The organism is Mycobacterium sp. NGS15, from assembly GCF_059813245.1.
Window position 1 is genome coordinate 316919 of the sequence record NZ_JCALEF010000007.1, and the last position, 20111, is coordinate 337029.

Annotated in this window: 14 protein-coding genes, 1 other RNA gene and 1 pseudogene; 6 read left to right on the forward strand and 10 right to left on the reverse strand. The window is 65.5% G+C overall.

The window, feature by feature from the left end; all coding sequences use genetic code 11:
• Positions 1-36 precede the first annotated feature (36 nt).
• From AC5Y5C_RS22390 to AC5Y5C_RS22410, 5 genes are read right to left on the reverse strand one after another with little or no spacing between them, the layout of a single operon-like run.
• The gene (locus AC5Y5C_RS22390; protein ID WP_499976569.1) at positions 37-3018 is read right to left on the reverse strand and encodes a bifunctional [glutamine synthetase] adenylyltransferase/[glutamine synthetase]-adenylyl-L-tyrosine phosphorylase; all 2982 of its coding nucleotides are present in this window, start codon (positions 3016-3018) and stop codon (positions 37-39) included.
• A gap of 57 nt (positions 3019-3075) precedes the next feature.
• A complete protein-coding gene (gene glnA / locus AC5Y5C_RS22395; protein WP_499976570.1) occupies positions 3076-4416 on the reverse strand; it encodes a type I glutamate--ammonia ligase in 1341 nt (446 codons plus the stop codon).
• 41 nt (positions 4417-4457) lie between these two features.
• Positions 4458-5996, reverse strand: a complete 1539-nt coding sequence (locus tag AC5Y5C_RS22400) for an alpha/beta hydrolase (protein ID WP_499976572.1) — start codon at positions 5994-5996, stop codon at positions 4458-4460.
• Between the two features lie 35 nt (positions 5997-6031).
• Positions 6032-7549, reverse strand: a complete 1518-nt coding sequence (locus AC5Y5C_RS22405) for an alpha/beta hydrolase (RefSeq protein WP_499976781.1) — start codon at positions 7547-7549, stop codon at positions 6032-6034.
• A 25-nt stretch (positions 7550-7574) separates the two neighbouring features.
• A complete protein-coding gene (locus AC5Y5C_RS22410; RefSeq protein ID WP_499976574.1) occupies positions 7575-8948 on the reverse strand; it encodes a WS/DGAT/MGAT family O-acyltransferase in 1374 nt (457 codons plus the stop codon).
• A gap of 189 nt (positions 8949-9137) precedes the next feature.
• Here AC5Y5C_RS22410 and panB point away from each other — a divergent pair, with 189 nt between their 5' ends.
• Entirely contained in the window at positions 9138-9983 is an 846-nt protein-coding gene (panB, locus tag AC5Y5C_RS22415; protein WP_499976782.1) for a 3-methyl-2-oxobutanoate hydroxymethyltransferase, read from the forward strand.
• Between the two features lie 4 nt (positions 9984-9987).
• Here panB and AC5Y5C_RS22420 read toward each other — a convergent pair whose 3' ends face one another.
• Positions 9988-11820, reverse strand: a complete 1833-nt coding sequence (locus AC5Y5C_RS22420) for a fatty acyl-AMP ligase (RefSeq protein ID WP_499976575.1) — start codon at positions 11818-11820, stop codon at positions 9988-9990.
• A gap of 271 nt (positions 11821-12091) precedes the next feature.
• Here AC5Y5C_RS22420 and AC5Y5C_RS22425 point away from each other — a divergent pair, with 271 nt between their 5' ends.
• Positions 12092-13579 (forward strand): CYTH and CHAD domain-containing protein, encoded by a 1488-nt coding sequence (locus tag AC5Y5C_RS22425; protein ID WP_499976577.1) that lies wholly within the window; start codon positions 12092-12094, stop codon positions 13577-13579.
• Here the strand turns inward: AC5Y5C_RS22425 and AC5Y5C_RS22430 are convergent, their stop codons facing one another.
• Together AC5Y5C_RS22430 and rnpB are read right to left on the reverse strand one after the other, a co-directional pair.
• Positions 13580-15004, reverse strand: coding sequence for an RNB domain-containing ribonuclease (locus AC5Y5C_RS22430; RefSeq protein ID WP_499976578.1), 1425 nt, complete (start codon positions 15002-15004; stop codon positions 13580-13582).
• Between the two features lie 27 nt (positions 15005-15031).
• An RNA gene (gene rnpB, locus AC5Y5C_RS22435) (RNase P RNA component class A) lies at positions 15032-15452 on the reverse strand.
• A 37-nt stretch (positions 15453-15489) separates the two neighbouring features.
• Here rnpB and AC5Y5C_RS22440 point away from each other — a divergent pair.
• The 4 genes and pseudogenes from AC5Y5C_RS22440 to AC5Y5C_RS22455 all read left to right on the forward strand — a co-directional run.
• Complete coding sequence (locus tag AC5Y5C_RS22440; protein WP_499976579.1) at positions 15490-15873, forward strand: VOC family protein; 384 nt, start codon at positions 15490-15492, stop codon at positions 15871-15873.
• Between the two features lie 32 nt (positions 15874-15905).
• Positions 15906-16829, forward strand: a complete 924-nt coding sequence (locus tag AC5Y5C_RS22445; protein ID WP_499976580.1) for a DUF4129 domain-containing protein — start codon at positions 15906-15908, stop codon at positions 16827-16829.
• The gene (locus AC5Y5C_RS22450; RefSeq protein WP_499976582.1) at positions 16826-17314 is read left to right on the forward strand and encodes a hypothetical protein; all 489 of its coding nucleotides are present in this window, start codon (positions 16826-16828) and stop codon (positions 17312-17314) included. Before AC5Y5C_RS22445 ends, AC5Y5C_RS22450 begins: the two co-directional genes overlap by 4 nt.
• Positions 17311-17904: pseudogene (locus AC5Y5C_RS22455) on the forward strand (AAA family ATPase); the annotation flags it as partial. The gene AC5Y5C_RS22450 and the pseudogene AC5Y5C_RS22455, both read left to right, overlap by 4 nt.
• A 104-nt stretch (positions 17905-18008) precedes the next feature.
• Here the strand turns inward: AC5Y5C_RS22455 and AC5Y5C_RS22460 are convergent.
• Together AC5Y5C_RS22460 and AC5Y5C_RS22465 are read right to left on the reverse strand one after the other, a co-directional pair.
• A complete protein-coding gene (locus AC5Y5C_RS22460; protein ID WP_499976584.1) occupies positions 18009-19178 on the reverse strand; it encodes an HNH endonuclease signature motif containing protein in 1170 nt (389 codons plus the stop codon).
• A 124-nt stretch (positions 19179-19302) separates the two neighbouring features.
• On the reverse strand, positions 19303-20106 hold the full coding sequence (locus tag AC5Y5C_RS22465; protein ID WP_499976585.1) for a HugZ family pyridoxamine 5'-phosphate oxidase: 804 nt from the start codon (positions 20104-20106) through the stop codon (positions 19303-19305).
• Positions 20107-20111 lie beyond the last annotated feature (5 nt).

Sequence of the window (20111 nt, forward strand, 5' to 3'; positions counted from 1 at the left end):
CTGGGATCCGAAGAAGGGATCGTGGTCCGCAAGAAGCTACTCCCCAAAGACGCGCTGTACGACCGCTTTCGCGCGCCTGGTCGCCCGCAGATAGTTGTCCAGAAACTCACCGCCGTCATTGTCCGGCCAGCCCGCGGCCGCGGCGACGGCGTTGAGCAGCCGCCCGGGACCGGGCAGTTGGTCGGTGGGCTTACCGCGCGCCAGTACCAGTGCGTTGCGCGCGTTGGTGGCGGTCAGCCACGCCTGGCGCAGCAGCTCGGCATCCTCAGCCTCGATGAGGCCGGCCTCCACCGCGGCGTGCAGCGTCTGCAGGGTCGAGGTGCTGTGCAGGGACGGATGTTCGTGGGCGTAGCGCAGCTGCAGCAGCTGCACGGTCCACTCCACATCGGCCAGCCCGCCCCGGCCCAGCTTGGTATTGGTATTCGGGTCGGCGCCGCGTGGCAGCCGCTCGGCATCCACCCGCGCCTTGATCCGGCGGATCTCGCGCACCGCATCCAGGGCGATACCACCGGCCGGATACCGCGTCTTGTCGATCATGTGCAGGAACCGCAGGCCTAGGTCGGCATCTCCGGCGACGCTGTGCGCGCGCAGCAGCGCCTGCACCTCCCACGGCTGCGCCCATTGCGCGTAATAGGTCTCGTAGGCCGCCAGGGTGCGCACCATCGGTCCATTGCGCCCCTCGGGACGCAGACCGGTGTCGACTTGCAGCGGCGGGTCGGTGCTCGGCGCACCGAGCAGCTTGCCCAAGTTCTCGGCGATCGTCGCCGAGAAACGGACGGCTTCGTCGTCGGTGGCACCACCGTGCGCCTCGCACACGTACAGGACGTCCGCATCCGATCCATAGCCCAGCTCGCCGCCGCCCAGTCGGCCCATCCCGATGACAGCGATGCGCGCGGGCGCCTCTTCGCCCTCGGGAACATTCGCCTTGATCAGGGCATCCAGGGCCGCCTGCAGCACCGCCACCCACACCGAGGTCAGTGCGCCACAGACGTCGACCACGTCCAGCAGACCCAACAGGTCCGCCGAGGCCACCCGAGCCAGCTCCCGGCGCCGCACTGATCGTGCCGCCGCGATAGCCCGCTCCGGCTCTGCATGCCGCGCCGAGGACGCGACAAGCGCCCCCGCCACCGAAACTGGTTCCGCCTCAAGGAGTTTAGGACCAGTGGGTCCATCGGCGTACAGCTGGATGACCTCGGGCGCGCGCATGATGAGATCCGGCACATAGGCGGAGGTGCCGAGGATCCGCATGAGGCGCTTGGCCACCGCACCCTCGTCGCGCAGTGTGCGCAGGTACCACGTCTGGTCAACCAGCGCCTCACTCACCCGGCGATAGGCCAATAGTCCGGCATCCGGATCGGGAGTATCTGCAAGCCAATCCAAAAGTGTTGGTAACAGGATTGTTTGGATGCGTCCGCGGCGCCCGCCCTCCTTGGTCAGCGCGGACAGATGACTGAGCGCATGCTGTGGCTGTTGGTAACCCAGGGCCGCGAGCTGACGCACCGCCGCCTCGTTCGACAGCCCCAGCGCTTCCTTGTCGAACTCGGTGACCGATTCGAGCAGCGGTTGGTAGAACAACTTGGTGTGCAAGCGAGACACCCGCACCGCCTGCCGCTTGATCTCGGCGCGCAGCACCCCGAGCGCGTCGTTCTGGCCGTCGGGGCGCACGTGGGCGGCCCGAGCCAGCCAGCGCATCGCCTCGGTGTCCTCCGGCGCGGGCAGGGTGTGAGTGCGCTTGAGACGCTGCAACTGCAGTCGGTGCTCCAGCAGCCGCAAGAACTCATACGAGGCAGTCAGATTCGCACTGTCGTCGCGCCCGATGTAACCCCCCGTGCTCAGTGCGGCCAATGCGTCGATGGTCGAAGCAACGTGCAGCGACTCATCCACCCGGCCGTGCACCAGCTGCAGCAACTGCACCGCGAATTCGACGTCACGCAGCCCACCGGTGCCCAGTTTGATCTCACGCTCACGCAGGTCCGCTGGCACCAGCGATTCCACCCGCCGGCGCATGGCTTGCACTTCGGAGACGAAGTCCTCACGCTCGCAAGCAGTCCACACCATCGGCATGAGCGCTTCCATATATGCCTTACCCAGCTCGGGATCGCCGACGGCAGGCCGCGCCTTGAGTAACGCCTGGAACTCCCAAGTCTTGGCCCAACGCCGGTAGTAGGCCACATGAGAATCAAGGGTGCGCACCAACGCCCCCGCTTTACCCTCCGGGCGCAGTCCCGCGTCCACCTCGAAGAAGGTGCTCGAACCGATGCGCATCATCTCCCCGGCGACGCGGGTGGTCAGCGAATCGGCCTGCTCCGCCACAAAGATGACATCGACATCACTGACGTAATTGAGTTCGCGCGCACCGCATTTGCCCATCGCGATGACGGCAAGCCGGGGGGCGTCCTGCCCCTCCGGTACCACCAGCGAGAGCGCAACCGCCAGTGCCGCCGTCAGCGCGGCGTCGGCGAGGTCCGACAGGTGTTGGCCCACCACGGGGAACGGCAACACCGGTTCGTTCTCGACGGTGGCCGCAAGGTCGAGTGCGGCGAGCACCAGCAGCCGGTCTCGATAAGCGTCGCGCAGCGCCGAGATCGCCGCGCCCTCGGATACCGAGGCGCGTCCCCCGACGGCGCCGACCGCCATCAAAAATCTTTCTTGCAGAGCCTCTTTGGACTCGAGCTCGATATCTCCGACCAGCAGCTGCCAACGGTCGGGATGCGCTACCAAGTGATCGCCGAGCGCCAGCGAAGAGCCGATCACCGACAACAGCCTGCCGCGCAGAGCGGTGTCGGCGCTCAGGGCCGCATCCACAATCGTCCACCCGGCCCCCATCTCCTCGCGCAGCCGGATCAGAGTGAGTAGCGCGGCGTCGGCGTCGGGTGACCTCGACAGCGACCACAACAGCGGGACGTGCGCCTCAGTGGTCCAACCCAGCTGTTCGAGCAGGGACGCGGCCCGCGCGTCGACAAGCCCCAGCCTCCCGACACTGGGAACCTTCGAACGCTCGGTGGAGGCTCGAGTCACCTCAGCCCCAATGTTCTTCGCGCGAGCTGGGGGTACCTCCCACTTGTGGGGGCCTCATCAGAGACCCAAGTAAGCCCGCAACTCGAACGGGGTCACATTGCTGCGGTAGCGCGCCCACTCGGCCCGCTTGTTACGGAGGAAGAAGTCGAAGACGTGTTCCCCCAAGGCCTCTGCCACCAGCTCGGAACGCTCCATGGCGATAAGCGCATTCTCCAGCGTGCTGGGCAGCTCCTTGTAGCCCATGGCCTGGCGCTCGGCACGGGTCAAGCCCCAGACGTCGTCCTCGGCCTCGGGCCCGAGGGTGTAACCCTGCTCCACACCGCGCAATCCGGCGGCCAGCAGCACCGCGTAGGTCAGATACGGATTGCAGGCCGAATCGGGGCTGCGCACCTCGATGCGACGCGAGGACGACTTGTTGGGCGTGTACATCGGGACCCGCACCAGCGCCGAGCGGTTGGCGGCACCCCACGATGCCGCCGTCGGCGCCTCGCCACCGTGCACCAGGCGCTTGTAAGAGTTCACCCACTGGTTGGTGACAGCGCTGATCTCGTTGGCGTGCTCCAGGATTCCCGCGATGAATGACTTACCAACGCTCGACAGCTGGAGCGGGTCGTCGGGATTGTGGAAGGCGTTGGTATCGCCCTCGAACAGGCTCATGTGGGTGTGCATCGCACTGCCGGGGTGATCACTGAACGGCTTGGGCATGAAGGTGGCATGCACGCCGTCGATGATCGCCACCTCCTTGACGATATTGCGGAACGTCATCACGTTATCCGCCATGGAGAGGGCGTCGGCGTAGCGCAGGTCGATCTCCTGCTGACCGGGTGCGCCCTCGTGGTGGCTGAATTCCACAGAGATGCCCATGGATTCGAGTGCATCGATGGCGTGCCGACGGAAGTTCGGTGCCGCCTCGTGCACGGCCTGGTCGAAGTACCCGGCGTCATCTGCCGGGATGGGCGCCGACCCGTCGTCGGGCAGGTTCTTCAGCAAGAAGAACTCGATCTCCGGGTGCACGTAGCAGGAGAAGCCCAAATCGCCTGCCCTGGCGAGCTGGCGGCGCAGCACATGCCGCGGATCGGACCAGGACGGCGATCCGTCCGGCAGCTTGATATCGCAGAACATGCGCGCCGAGTGATGCTGGCCGGCGCTGGTGGTCCACGGCAGCACCTGGAACGTCGACGGGTCGGGGTGCGCGACGGTGTCCGATTCTGAGACACGGGCGAAGCCCTCGATGGAGGATCCGTCGAAGCCGATGCCCTCCTCGAAGGCTCCTTCGAGTTCGGCCGGCGCGATGGACACGCTCTTGAGGTAGCCGAGCACGTCGGTGAACCACAGCCGGACAAAACGGATATCGCGTTCTTCCAGCGTGCGCAGCACGAATTCCTTCTGACGATCCATGGTCAGAGGCTATTACATCCGGCGTACACGGGCACGGATGCTCAGCACCGCACGTCCTTGGGGGGCACGGCGCCGTCGACGAAGTAACGGGTGACCGCCTCGTCGACACATGCCTCTCCGTTGAACGCGACGGTGTGTTGCGTGCCCTCGTAGCTGATGAGCGATCCGTTCAACTGCTGCGCCAGCGCCACGCCCGCCTCGTAGGGCGTGGCCGGGTCGTGGGTCGTGGAGATCACCACCACCGGAGGCAGGCCCGGGGTCGACGGGGTGTGCGGGGCCGACGTCGGCGCCACCGGCCAGAAGGCGCATAAATCGCGCGGGGCGTATCCGGTGAATGTGCCGTAGCTCGAGAACGGCGCCTGCTCGCGCAGTCGTTTGTCGGCGGCCACCCAGGGCGCGGAGTCCCGCGGGGTCGGCCCGTCGACGCATCGAATCGAATTGAAGGCGTCCTGCAGGTTGTCGTAGTGCCCCTGGTCGTCACGCTCCTGGTACTGGTCGGCCAGCCAGAGCAGGTCATCGGGCCCACTGCCATCGACCAAGCCGGCCAGCCCGGAGGTGAGGTACTTCCAGTAGCGCGGTGTGTACATCGCCTGGATGGTGCCGGTGATGGCGTCCTGGTAGCCCAGGCCGCGCGGGTCGTTGGTCTTTGCGGGCTTGGCGACCAACGGATCGATCAGCTGGTGGAAGCGCTTCACGGCCTGCGACGGGTCGGTGCCCAACGGGCACTTCGGGTCCTTGGCACAGTCGGCCGCGTAGTCGTTGAACGCCACCTGGAATCCGGTCATCTGCCGCACGTTGGACTCCACCGGATCGATGGTCGGGTCAATCGCGCCGTCCAGAACCATCGTGCGCACATTCTGTGGGAAGTACTCGGCGTACTGGGTGCCCAGCTCGGTGCCGTAGGAGTAACCCAGGTAGTTCAGCTTGTTGTCGCCGACCGCCGCCCTGATGATATCCATATCCCTTGCCGCCGAAGCTGTTCCGGCATTGGCGAGGAAGTCCAGCCCCATCCGGTTCGCGCAGTCGTTGACGTACTGGCGATACACGCCCTCGATATGGGCGACCCCGGCCTGGCTGTAGTCGGCCAGCGGCTCCTTGCGGAAGGCGTCGAACTGGGCGTCGGTGCGGCACCGCAGGGTTGGGGTGGAGCCACCGACACCGCGCGGATCAAACCCGACGATGTCAAAGCTCTGTCCGACCGCGCTATCGCCGAGCTTCGCGCCCATGCCCGCCGCCAGGTCCACACCCGACCCTCCCGGCCCGCCGGGGTTGACCAGCAGTGCGCCGACGCGCTTGCCGGTGGCGGGCACCTTGAGCACGGCCAGCTCCGCCACCGCGCCCATCAGCTTGTCGTAGCTGACCGGCACCTTCACCTTGGCGCACCGGGCGGTCGGAATGCGGCCGGTGTCACCGACAAAGCCGTCGCAGCTACCCCAGGCGACCTTCTGGTCGTAGAACGCCTGCAACGACGGGCTCGGTGCCGGCAGCGGCACGGCGGCCGCAGGAATGGCGGGGCCTACCGAGAACACAGCCGAGGACATCAAAAGAATCACCGGCAACGCTCGGCGCATCCGCATCATGGGCCACATCGTGCCATGTCGGATACCAAAAGGGATCAGCAGCGGGCGCCTTCGGCCGGAGTCGTGACCTTGATGAGATATGTCTCCGCCGCTTTGTCGACGCACTGATTCCCGTCGAACACGATGGTGTGCTTGGTCCCCTCGTAGGTGAGCAGGCCACCGCCGAGCTGTTTGGCCAGCTCAACGCCCGCCTGGTACGGGGTTGCCGGATCGAAGGTGGTGGAGACCACCAACAACTTGGGCAAGCCGGGCACGTTGATGGGATGCGGCTTGCTCGTCGGCGGTACCGGCCAGAACGCGCACACCCCCAGCGGCGCATTGCCGGTGAATTCGCCGAAGTCCTGGAATGGCGCCACCTCACGGATGCGCCGGTCCTTCTCCACGGTCTTGGCGCGGTCCGTCTGCGGCGGTTCGTCCACACAGTTGATGGCGGTCTGCGCGTCCTGTGCGTGGCTGTAGTGCCCCTCTTCGTCGCGCTTCATGTACGCATCGGCGAGCAACTGCAGGATATCGCCCGATCCCTCGCTGAGCTGGCGTAGCGCCTTGGTGAACGCCTCCCACAACGTTGGCGAGTACATCACCATGATGGTGCCGATGATGGCGTCACCGTGGGACAGGCCGCGGCCGTCCTTGGTCTTGGCCGGATGCTCGACCAACGGATCGATCATGGCCCGATAGCGCGCCGTCGCCTGCGCGGGATCGGTACCCAGCGGGCAGCCCGGGCTCTTGGCACAATCGGCCGCGTAGTTATCGAAAGCCTTTTGGAACCCAGCGATTTGGTCGATATCAGCCTGGGTGGGGTCAGCGTTGGGGTCGATCACCCCGTCGAGGATGAGGGCCCGCACATTCTGGGGAAACTGCTCGGCGTATGTGGTGCCGATCCGAGTGCCGTACGAGTAGCCCAGGTAGGTCAGCTTGTCGTCACCGAGGGCGGCACGGAGCCGATCCATATCCTTGGCGACGTTCACGGTGCCGACATTGGCGAGAAACTCCAGCCCTACCTTGTCGATGCAGCGCTTGACGAAGTCCTTGGAGTCCTGCTCCATGCGGGCGACGCCCTCGGGGCTGTAGTCGGTGTCGTTTTGCGCACGCAGGCGGTCCACGTCTTGGTCCGAGTTGCACTCGACCGCCGGGGTGGAGGACCCCACACCGCGCGGGTCGAATCCGATGAAGTCGAAGCTGTCGCGGATCTCCTTGGGCACCTGCTTGACGATGGCGGTCGCGGCCTCGATACCCGATTGGCCCGGTCCGCCGGGGTTCATCAGCAGCGATCCGATCTTGTTGCCCTTGGCCGGGTACTTGATGATCGCCAGGCGCGCCTTGGCACCGTCGGGCTTCGTGTAATCGACGGGCACCTCAAGCTCCGAGCACACCGTGCTCGCCGGCACCGTGGTGTTTTCCGGCGCAAAGCCGTCACAGTCCCCCCAACTGAGGGCGGTTTCGGACGGTCGCGCCGCCGTCGCCTGACCTTCAACCGACCGCACACAACCAGAGACGACGGCTACCACCGAGGCAAGAGCCAATACGGCAGCAACCCGCCGACCACGAAACATCATTCAGCCATGGTGCCAGAAGGGACTAGATCCGGGCCTTCAGCTCCGTGAGCGCCACGCCGAAATCGTCGGTCAGTGTGGACAGGTCGGGCATCAGATCGGGGCAGGAGATCAGGCCGACGTTGAGTTTCCCGTCCAGCGACATCACCGTGACAGTGAGCGCGGCGCCGTGGAAGATCGGTCCCAGCGGATACATCCCGACGACCTGGGCGCCCAAGAAGTACAGCGGCACTTGGGGTCCCGGCACATTGGACACCACCAGGTTATGGATCACCGGGTGCCGGTCGGCCAACCGGATACGCGAGTAGACCCGCATCGCGGTGCCGAACACCGCGGGCGCCGCGAACTGACTCCAGTCCTGCAGCAGCGTCGCACCCAACACGGCGGTGTGTTCCTTCGCGACGTTGTTGGCTTCGGCGATGGCCTGCAGACGGTCCACTGGATTTTCGATATTGGTCTCCAGGCGGGAGAACATTCCTGACACTTGGTTTCGGCCCGGACGGTCGGACTTCTCATGCACCGACACCGGAACCATGGCCACCAAGGAGCTTTCCGGAAGCTCACCGCGGTCGTCCAGGTACTTGCGCAGCGCGCCGGCACAGATGGCCATCACGACATCGTTGACCTTGACACCGAAGTGGTTCTTGACCGCCCGAACGTCGTCCAGGTCCAGTTGGGTATAGCCCACGTTGCGACGGCTGGTGATGGTGGAGTTGAACGAGGTACGCGGCGCCGAGAACGGCGCGGTCATGGCCTCGCCACGCTTGGAGCGCTCCAGCCAGGCTGGGATCACGCCAATGGTCGAGGGCAGCAGCCTGGCGAATTTCAACGGCCGCGACGCCCACGTGATGGCTCCGGTGATGGCGATCTCCAGGCTGTTGGCACCGCCGACCCCCGGCGCGGGTTCGGGTGCTTGGGCGTCGGGTTCCACACCGCACAGCGCCGACATCAGGTTGGCGCCGGTGACACCGTCAACCGAGGCGTGATGCATCTTGGTCATGACCACCAAGCGGTCTGTGTCGCCTGTCTCGATGACCCACATTTCCCACAGCGGCCGGGCACGGTCCAAGGGCAATGAGGCGATGTGCCCGCACATGTCGGCGATCTCGGCCTTGCCTCCGGGTGCCGGCAGCCCGACGTGATGCAGGTGCCGGTCGATGTCGAAGTCGTCATCGTCGACCCATACCGGGTGGTCCAGGTTCAGGCGGCTATCGGCGAGCTTCTCCGTGAAGGACGAGATTCCCCGGACTCGTTCGACCAGCTTGGTGCGCAATTTCTCGAACGAGTAGCCGCCAGGAATGGTTGTGGTGTCTAATTCCAGTACCCCGCACACATGCATGGGTTGGGTGGGTGTTTCCAGATAGAGAAAACTGGCGTCGAGTCCGGAAAGCCGCTGCATGCCGCAGATGCTAGGCCAGCCGGGTAGCCCGTCGTGACCAAATGCCACGACTGTCGATGTGACCAAATCCACGCGTACGGATATTCACCTCGCCGCTACGCGGTGGCAGACTGAACATCGTTAGAAACCCAGGGACCCGGATGGGCCTTGAGGAAATTCGACGGAAAAAGAGACTGCGATATGTCCGAGATATCTGAATCTGCTTTCTACGGCGCTGCTTCCGAAACTCCCCCCAAGCCTCGCACCAAGACCCGCGTGCACCACTTGCAGAAGTGGAAGGCCGAGGGCCACAAGTGGTCAATGCTTACCGCGTACGACTACTCGACCGCTCGCGTGTTCAACGACGCCGGGATTCCCGTTCTGCTGGTCGGGGATTCGGCCGCGAACGTGGTCTACGGATATGACACCACCGTGCCGATCACCATTGACGAGCTGATTCCGTTGGTGCGCGGCGTGGTTCGCGGCGCACCCGAGGCACTGGTGGTCGCGGACCTGCCCTTCGGCTCATATGAAGGCGGAGCCGCTCAGGCCCTCGCGAGTGCCACCCGGTTCATGAAAGAAGCCGGCACACACGCCGTCAAACTCGAAGGCGGAGAACGGGTTGCCGATCAGATCGCCACGCTGACCGCCGCCGGGATTCCCGTGGTGGCACACATCGGGTTCACCCCGCAGAGCGTGAACGGCCTTGGCGGGTATCGAGTTCAGGGGCGCGACGATGCCGCCGCACAGCTCATCCACGACGCCATCGCGGTCCAGGAGGCCGGAGCCGTCGCAGTGGTGATGGAGATGGTGCCCGCCGACCTAGCGACGCAGATCACCGGCAAGCTCACCATCCCCACCGTCGGCATCGGCGCGGGCCGGGAATGCGATGCCCAGGTGTTGGTGTGGCAGGACATGGCCGGAATGACCAGCGGCAAGACCGCCAAGTTCGTCAAACAGTTTGGTCAGGTCGGCGCGGAGCTACGCAAGGCCGCCGAGCAGTACGCCGATGAGGTGGCTCGCGGGGTCTTCCCCGCTCCAGAACACAGCTACTGATAGCTCAGCCGCGCACGCCGAGCTTGTTGTCCAGGTATTCCTGGCGGCAGGCTCGGCGTGCGAGCTTTCCGCTGGTGGTACGCGGAATCGCACCGGCCTGAACCAGTTGTACATCCGCGATGGGCAGGTTGTGCCGCCGCGAGACGGCCGCGCGAATGGCATCGACGATGGGCTCCGGCTCGGCGCGGCCCGCACCGGCAGCACGCTCGGCCACGATGACCACTCGCTCCCCCGTGCCACTGCCTTGATCGACTCCGGCGGGCAGCTCGGTCGCGGGCACCGAGAAGGCCGCCACAAAACCGTGCCGCACCGCGGGTGAGGCTTCCTCGACAGTGGCCTCGATGTCCTGCGGGTAGTGGTTGCGGCCGTCGATGATGACCAGGTCCTTGACCCGTCCGGTGATGAAGAGCTCGCCGTCCAGGTAGACGCCCAGGTCTCCGGTGCGGAACCAGGTGGCGCCGGGTTCGGTACCGGTGGCATGGCTGCCTTGGTCGAGCCGGGCCTGCAGCTTGTTACGGAACGAGAAATCGGTTTCCTTGGGCCTGCCCCAGTAGCCGCGGCCGATGTTGTCGCCGTGCAGCCAGATCTCCCCGACCTCACCGTCGGCAAGCTCCGCATCGGCATTCGGGTTGACGATCACCGCCCACTGACTGCGCGCGACCTTGCCGCAGGACACCTGTGGGACCGCGTTCTCGTCGTCGGCCGCGACCCGTACGGCGTGCCCGTTGCCCAGCTCCTTGCGGTCCAGATACACCACCGAGGCCTCGGCGTCGGAGGGGATGGTGGAGACGAACAGCGTCGCCTCCGCCATCCCATAGGACGGCTTGATGGTCGTCGGCGGCAGTCCGTACGGTCCGAAAGCCTCGTTGAACTTGCGAATCGACGAGATGCTGACCGGCTCGGATCCGTTGATCAGACCCGCGACATTACTGAGATCGAGCGTCTCACCATCCCTGGGCAAGCCGCGCTCGGCGGCCAGCTCGAAGGCGAAATTCGGTGCGGCGGCAAAGGTTCGGCCCAGGTGCCCCTCGGCGGCGAGTTCCTTGATCCATCGCCCGGGACGACGCACGAACGACACCGGGGACATCAGGGTGATCCGGCCACCACACAGCGGGAAGAGGATCATCAGCAGACCCATGTCGTGATAGAGCGGCAGCCAGCTGACACTACGGATGCTGTCGTCGAGCCCCACCGAGATGATCATCTGCAAGACGTTGGTCATCACCGCGCGGTGCGTGATCTCGACGCCGGCGGGCACCCGGGTGGATCCCGAGGTGTATTGCAGATAGGCGATGTCATCGGTATCCGGCGTCACCTTGACATAGGTGGCGGCCACCGAATCGGGGACGCTGTCGACGGCGACCACGCGGGGACGCCGCTCCCGGGGCAGCCCGCGGACGAATCGGCTGACGGACTCGGCGGCGGCGTTGTTGGTCAGGACGACGGTCGGCTGCGCGTCGGTGAGCACCGAATCGAGTCGTTCGGAGTGGCCAGGAAGTTCCGGAGCAAACAATGGAACCGCAATGTTGCCCGCCTCGATGGCGGCATAGAAACCGACCACATAGTCGATGCCCTGCGGGGCCAGGATCGCGACGCGATCGCCGGGCTTGGTGACTTGCTGAAGGCGGGCCGCGACTGCCTGAGAGCGCTGGCCAAGCTGTGTCCAGGTGAGATCGTTAGGTTCGCCGTCGGAGTTGGCGTTGAAGTCCAGGTACCGGTACGCAAAGGTGTCGCCCAACTCTGCCACGGCACGCTCAAGGTAGTAGTTGACTGTGTAACCGTCTGGCAAGGTGATCGCACCTTTGCCGTCCAAGTACTCCTCAACACGTAACTTCATGGTGACCTCGGTCTAGCTGTGAACACGACTGGCGTCCCATACGGGGGACAATACCGACCAGGCAACACCGATACCCGGCACCACACGCGGTGCGAAACGAATATCGCTTCCCAATCGGATACCCCGACCTTATGAGAACCCTAAGAGAATCTTAGATTACCCCGCGACAAGTCGTGACCATTGTTTACCTGAATGTGGCACCGTGTCGCATAGTCGCCCCGCCCGCACACACCGAGCACCCCACCCCTCCAACCGTCAGGGCACACCCCTCATGCCATCTCAACACGTCGAGGTCGAGCGGAAATTCGACGTCACCGACGCGACCATCAATCCGTCATTCGACGGCATTGCCGCCGTTTCGCACGTGGAGCAGCAACCACAGCAACATTTGGACGCGGTGTACTTTGACACGCCCGGCCAGCGACTGGCCCTCCAACGCATCACCTTGCGCCGTCGCACCGGTGGCACCGACGCGGGATGGCACCTGAAGTTACCGGCGGGGCCGGACACCCGAACAGAGCTGCGGCTCCCCCTTGACGACGGTAGCGACGCGGATTCCCGCGCGGTCCCAGAGGCGCTGCGAGACACCGTGCTCGCGGTGGTGCGCGAGGACGAGCTGGCTCCCGTCGCCCGCATCAGCACCGTGCGCACGATGTCGCAGCTGATCGGCGCCGAGGGGGAACAGCTCGCCGAATTCTGTGATGACCAGGTGACCGCCACGCGGCTGACGGGCCCGGGCTCCGGTGAGGAAGGCGCCGTGCAGAGCTGGCGGGAATGGGAACTGGAGCTGTCGGCATTCGGCGACACCGCACTGTTCGACCGAGTCACCGCGCGCCTCCTGGATGCCGGGGCGGTCCCCGCCGGGCACGGCTCCAAACTGGCTCGCGTTCTTGACGTGCCTGAACGAGTACGCCCCTCCGGTAAGGATCCGATCCAACGCGCGCTCCTCGAGCAGCTGGACCAGTTGCTCGGCTGGGACCGCGCGGTACGGGTGGATACCGATGATTCGGTGCACCAGATGCGCGTCACCATTCGGCGGATCCGCAGTCTGTTGCAGTCCAATCCCGAACGCTTCGGGGTCGACACGAACACCGAGCCGCTCGACGAGCTGCGTCTGCTGGCCAACATCCTCGGGGAGGCGCGTGATGCCGAGGTGCTGGCACAGCGGTACGCCGCGGCGCTCACCGAGCTTCCCGAACCACTCATCCGGGGCCCGGTGCACGAACGTTTGGTGGATGCGGCCAGGCAGCACTATGACAACGGGTTACGCCGATCGTTGGCGGCCATGCGCAGTCATCGCTATTTCCGGCTGCTGGACTCCCTGGATGCGCTGGTCGCTTCCGCCGGGCCGCCATCAGACACCCACCACTCCGACGAGGGCGGAACGCTCGATGCCGCGTACCGCAAGGTGCGCCGTGCGGCACGGGCGGCGGCGCGCGCCGAGGGCGAGTATCGCGATGAGGCCCTGCATCGCATCCGCAAATCGGCCAAGCGGTTGCGCTATGTGGCAAGTGCCGAGGGCGCCAAGCGAGTCTCGCAAGCGGCCAAGGACATCCAGGAGCTATTGGGCGAGCATCAGGACAGCACGGTAAGTCGCGCCTATCTGGCCACGCAGGCCGCCGAGGCGCACAACGCCGGCGAGGACACCTTCACCTACGGAGTGCTGTACCAGCGTGAGCACGATGCCGCCGAGACCGCGCGCCATCACGTCGAGGCCACCCTCAAGGCGCTCCGCAAGGCCGTACGTCACAAGAAGTGATCAGCTGCCGTCGGCCGGAAAGCCGAACAGCACGGTCCGGGTTTCCGGATTCGCTTCACGCAGAATGAGTTTGGCGCGCCGGCCTTCGGGTGGATCGCCGTCGCAGCGGGCAAGAATCGGCGGATCGGTCACGAAAACCTCCGCGGCTCGCTTCTTCTCGGCGCCACGTAGCACGGCCGAATCGAAGGTCTGCCCCTTCTGCGGGGCAAGCACGGTGGCCTCGGTGAGGTCCACACACGCCTGTTCCACCTTGTTGGCCAACGCGTTCGAGGTCAGCAGCGACGATCTGGCGTCTGCCAAGCCCTCGCGCGCCCACTGCGGCACGGGCGTGCCCGCAGACAGCGCCAGGCAGATCTCGGTGGCGAACCGGTCCCCCAGCCGGCGCAGCGGTGCGGTGACATGCGCATAAGGTGCGGCGATGCCTGCATGCTCTGCCGCCTGGCCGTCCGGGCGCTTTCCATCGAAGACCAGATAGGAAGCACCCCGCAGCAGCGTGGTGGCCTGCGTCATCATCGCCAACGTTGTCGTGGCGCGGGGATCCAAAGCCGCCAGCTGCGCCCCGATAGGGGTATCACTCGCCCAGGGCAACCCCAGCGCTTCGGCGGTGCGCCGCATCCATCGGCGCACATCACCGTCCGCGGGCGGAAGCGTACGCAGGATGCCGACGCCGCCGTCGAGCATGATCTGCGCCGCGCAGATCCCGGTGAGCAGCGATATCTGCGCGTTCCAGCCGTCGGTTTCGGTGCGCGCCTCGATGCCGAGCTCCCAGTCACCGCTCGGGCCGCGCACCACTTCCTGTTCGGGGAGGTCCAACTCGATGGCACCCTTGGACAGCCCGAGATCTCTTCTCTTGCGCCCGAATTCAGGGAGCGCCGCGATCGAGGGATGCGGGTTACCGGCATCCGCCGCGTCCTGGGCCTGCCGATAGGTCAGCTGCTGCGCGGATTTCACAAGAGCGCGCTGAACACTCCAGCTGATCGGGTTGGCTTCGCCGTCGGTTTCGATGCGCCACAGTGCGGCCGGCCGAATCTCGTTGGGCAGCAAGCTCGCCGAGCCCTCGGAAAAAACCAAGGGGTGTAGCGGCACCGACCCGTCGGGCAGGTAGATGGTCTCACCGCGCAGGCGGGCCGCCATATCCAATGCACTGCCGGGCTCGATCTGCGCGCCGACATCGGCGATGGCGTAGTGCAGCAGGTAGCCGCCGGCGGTGCGTACCAGGTGCAAAGCCTGATCAAGATCGCGCGATCCGGGCGGGTCGATGGTGACCAACTCCAGATCGGTGCGATCGACACGCTCCGCGTGGTGACGGTCGACGGCCCGGACAGCGTCCCGCAGCGCATCGGGTCCGAACTCGGTGGGAAGCCCGAACTCCGCACGGATGCCGTCGAAGCTGAAGTCGCGGGCGACCAAGCGCTTCAACGTCACCGATCCAGAATAATCCAGGGCGGGAGGCGGACGAGTTGGCCTGTAAGCCGGATCCTGTTCCGCGCAGCCACGGGCTAGCCGCGGCCGCGCAGCGGCGACCATCCATCTGGGCACACCGTCGCCGGGTACCTCAAGCGGCCTACCCGGAAGCTCGGGCGAGCAGCCCTCGAACACTTCCGCAGCTGTGCATGCACAGCCTTTTGGCCTTGCTTCGGGTGGGGTTTACCGAGCCGAACCGGTCACCCGGTCCGCTGGTGCGCTCTTACCGCACCGTTTCACCCTTACCACCGCTGAATCCCGAAAGACTCGGTGGTGGCGGTCTGTTTTCTGTGGCACTGTCCCGCGAGTCACCTCGGATTGCCGTTAGCAATCACCCTGCTCTGTGAAGTCCGGACTTTCCTCGAACCGCGGGATTTCTCCCGCGGCCCGCGGCCGCCCGGCCAACTCGTCCGCGCGGTCATCGTACTCGTGACAAGCTCATCTCCATGACGACAACGGCTCGACTGGGCGCGATATCGATCGACTGTTCGGACCCGGCGGCACTGGCCCGGTTCTATCAGCAGGTCCTTGACCTGGAGCTGCTGTTCGAGAGTCCGGATATGGCCGCGCTGAAGGGTGCCGCCGTGCTGCTGACCTTTCAGCGCGTGGCAGACCATCGACCACCTCAGTGGCCGGCGGGTGCGGTGCCGAAACAACTACACCTCGAGCTCGCGGCGGCAGATCTGGACGCCGAAGAGGCGCGCATCCTGAGCCTCGGGGCGACCAAGGCCGAGACCCAGCCGAATCCGGGCGGATGGCGGGTGCTGGTCGACCCGGCCGGTCACCCCTTTTGCATCACCAACCTCATTCCCGAGGGCACCTATTCATAACCCGAACGTGCGCCATCATGCGACGATGAGGCATGAACAGTGCGAACAAGCTGTTCTTTCGGGCGACGGGGCTCATTGTCCTCGTCGCGCTGTCGGTCGTCGCACTGCGCAGCTATCTACCTGACGCAAAGGCCCTCCCCCGATCCGAGGAACCGCGTGACGAGCCGCATTCAATAGCCTTGCAGCTCTTACTGTGTGGTGTCGTCGCCATTCTCATACTGTTGAGCCTTCGGCGCCGCCGCCCCGGAATGCCAGTGTCGACCGAGGGGCCGTCGTATTTGCGGTTACGGGGGTTGACTCGGCGCGAAGCGATCATTGCCGCCGCCAGCGTGCTTGTTCTGGTGGGTGCGGTCTGGATATCGCTCTACCTGACCAGATCCACGGGCGGTTCGCCGGTGCGCGAGCCCGCGCCGGGCACCTCCGAAGCGCGGCAGCCCGACGAGGCCCCACCTCATAGGACGCCGGGCAACGCGCCGGGACGGGAGGAGCCTGGCACGCCGATGATGATCCTCGGCGTGGTGTTGATCGGCATCGCCGTCATGATCTTCGTGCTGAGGCGCAGCGATCCGGACACTGTGGACGCCGATGGTCACCAATCCGCGGAATCCGACGTCGCTGATGCGACACCCGAATCCCTCGCCCGTCTCGTCGAACTCGGCCTCGCCGAGGTCGCCGAACCTGGCCGGGATCCGCGCGCATCGATCATTGCCTGCTATGCGGCCATGGAGCAGGGACTGACGGCGGCACCGGAGGCGGCACCCCTTGCCTCGGATACACCGTCGGAAGTCTTGCAGCGGGCGCTCCATATCGGCGCCCTCCAATCGCATGCGGGCACGCAGCTCGTCTCGCTCTTCTCCGAGGCTCGATTCAGCCCACATCAGATGACCCAAACCGATCGTGAGTCCGCGGTTCGATGGCTACAGAACGTGTTGGACGACCTTCGGAGCCGGCAATGAAATGGTTCGTGCCGATCGTGCTGCTGGTGGTGGTGATCTTGGCGGAAGCCTGCGTGGCTTCCAGTCCGCTGCGCTCCCTCACGCTCCCGATCACCGGCGCAGTCGTCGCCGCGGCCCTGTATCTGCTGTGGAGGCAGCTGCGAAGCCCACCTGAACCGAGGCCGTCGTCCCCGGCCGGCCTTCCTGCCGACGAGACGTTGCATCGATGGCTTGCCCGTGCCGAGGCGAGGATCAGTTGGGCCGAGCGGACCCGCGGCGACTGGGATCGACATCTACGGCCGCTGATCGCAGCCGATTTCGAGACGGCGGCAGGCCATCGACAGTCTAAGGATCGAGCCGCGCTCGCCGCGACCGGCCGCATGATGTTCGGCCCCGAGCTATGGCCTTGGGTCGACCCGAACGGTGCGTCACATGCCGACCGCGCTGAGCCCGCCCCCGGCCGCGCCGTATTGCAATCGATACTCGAGCGATTGGAGCAGATGTGACGACACTTCCCGTCTCCGTCGCGACCCAGCACGCGGACGCGGTGCTGACCGAGATCGATCGGATTGTTGTCGGAAAACGCGATGCGCTGCAACTGATTCTGTTGACCATCCTCGCACGCGGCCATGTCCTCATCGAGGATCTGCCGGGCCTGGGCAAGACGCTGATCGCCCGATCATTCGCGGCTGCACTGGGGCTCGATTTCGCCCGAGTGCAGTTCACACCCGATCTGCTGCCCGCCGATCTGCTGGGCTCCACGATCTACGACATGTCTTCCGGGCTGTTCGAGTTCCGGACTGGGCCGATATTCACGAATCTCCTACTCGCAGATGAAATCAACCGAACTCCGCCCAAGACGCAATCGGCACTACTGGAAGCGATGGCGGAGGGGCAGGTCAGTATCGACGGCGAAACTCGCAGACTTCCGGCACCATTCGTGGTGCTGGCGACGGACAATCCCATTGAGTACGAGGGAACGTATCCGCTGCCGGAGGCCCAGCTAGACCGCTTCGCGATCCGGCTGCAATTGGGATACCTGAGCGAGGATCTCGAGATCGAAATGCTCCTTCCCGCACTACTGTTCGGCTGTGCGGCGTTGCTTGCAGCAGCAGTACCCGCGTGGCACTCATCGTGGCTGCCTTTGGCCGTGCCGGTCGCCGTCGTCGTCATCTATGTTCTGGCCCTGTGGCCATTTACTCAGGGCAGCGGCGGCGCTGTGGAGCGATAGACCGTTCCCGTCGGCGTCGTTATCTCGACGGTATGCCTCCACCCGGGCGACTCCTTCACGTAATTGCATCGTGCGCAGAGACCCTGACCGTTGTCGAACGAGGTCACTCCGCCGTGTGCACTGCCCACGACATGGTCGTGATGGCGGATCGGGGCATCACAGTACGGCGTACGGCATGTTTGATCGCGCAAGTCGATCAGCTCCGCCAATCCCTTGGGAAATAAGCGACTTCGTGACTCTGCACCTACCAGTGCGCCCGTGCGGCAGCATCGATATAACCGACGCACCAGAACCTTCGCATCGGCGCTGACGGCATCGGATATGAGCCTGCGCGCGACCGCGGCCGGGACGGGTCCGTGACCCGCGATGGTCGCGGGCTCGACACCTCCACCCAGTAGTGCCTCATCGGAGATCGTGATGTTCACGCCCAGGGGAACGGCCTGGGCTGATGCCACGCCAGTGACCCGTTCCACCAGAGTGTCGGCCATGATCTGCCCTTGGCCACGAACGGGATCCATCGATGCGTCGGCGGCGCGCTTGAGCGCGGCGTAGACCGCCACGCCCTGTTTCACCGGGAGCAACGCCGTCAGGTAGGTCATGGTGTCGGGGGCGGGACGGATGGATACCCGGCGTTCGTTCTCAGCCCGGCGTGCGCGGCGCACCACTGCCTCTGCATCGAGTCGATACGCCAGACGTTTCGCCTCCGCAGTGAGCCGTGCATCGCCCATCCCTCGGAGGCGGGACGGGTCCGCACACATCTCGACGTCGATCTTCTGCCGATCCTCGACAACAAGGTAGGCGGTTTCCCGCACGAGGATCGTCGCGCGCCATTCATTCAGCGCGCCGCACGCCAATGCCGCAAGCGTGTGGGGCATTTCGTTCACCAGTGCCTTCGCGAAGCCGAGATGACGACCGCCACGGGCCGGCGAGTCTTGCCGCGCCAGGGCGACCTCGGTGGCGACGCCTGCCCCTTGCCGTCGTCGAGGCACCCCGTTGGCGGCCTCCTCCGCGCGGCGTGCGCGATCAAGCAGCACAGCGGCGTGCGCCTGCTCCGCGGCAGCGGCGGCCTTCAGCCGCTCAAGCTCGGCGATTCGTTCGACGAGCCACGCCGCCTGGGCGGCGGGATCGATCTGGGACACATCACCAACGCTACTCGCACATCAGTTCGATACGCGTCGACTTCTGTTGTTATACACAGCTATTCGGAAACAACCCGAGTTATCCACAATCTCACCGACTAGTGGAGCTCGAAGCCTGCGTGCGCTATGCGCCCGGGTCGGCCAGCCGTGCCAGCTGCACGGTCGCACCACGGAGTTCGTCGATCGAATCGATCGGGTCGATGTAGCCGACCCGGGTCACGGACCAACCCCGCGGGGTATTCACCCGGATATCCAGCCCGTACCGGTCTGCTCCCTCACACCGAGCCGCGGTGGCGTCCGGGTACCCGCCCAGCCGTTGCGCCATCGCGAGCAGCGCCTGCCCGTGATCGTCGTTGAGGTGGCTGACCGCGTGTTCGGCCTTCGGCGACACGGGATCTGCTGCAGCCGAATCGTAATCGGTGCCGCTGGCCGAGTCCATGCGCCCGTAGCCACCCACCCAGCGCACACGTTCGACGTCCAGGACCCAGACGGAGAAGTCGCTGTAGTCGATGTAGTACCGGGCAGCGGGCACCGCTGCGATGTGCGCCTCGCGAGCCGCCTGCAGCTCCTCAGGACGGGGCCGGCGCACCTTCCCGGCGAGGGTGATCCGCGTATTGGCCAACGGATCCTCGGGCGCGTTGGGCGCCACGATGGAGACGCTCGCTCTGGGATCGCGCATCAGATTGCGTCCATGCTCGGCCATCTTCGATACGCAAAGCACCGGCGCCCCACCCAGTAATCCGTAGGTGACCAGGGAAGCCCATGGATCACCGTCTGCGGACAGACTCGCCAATGTCGCGATGTTCGTAGACGCCGCGACCGTTCTCGCCTCCTCGGCGGCTGAGGGCCGAGCCGGGTTGGCGACATCTGCCAGGGGTGGCGCAATGGTGGGCGCATCGCCCGGATCGCCGTGATCGCGAGAAGCCATGGCGA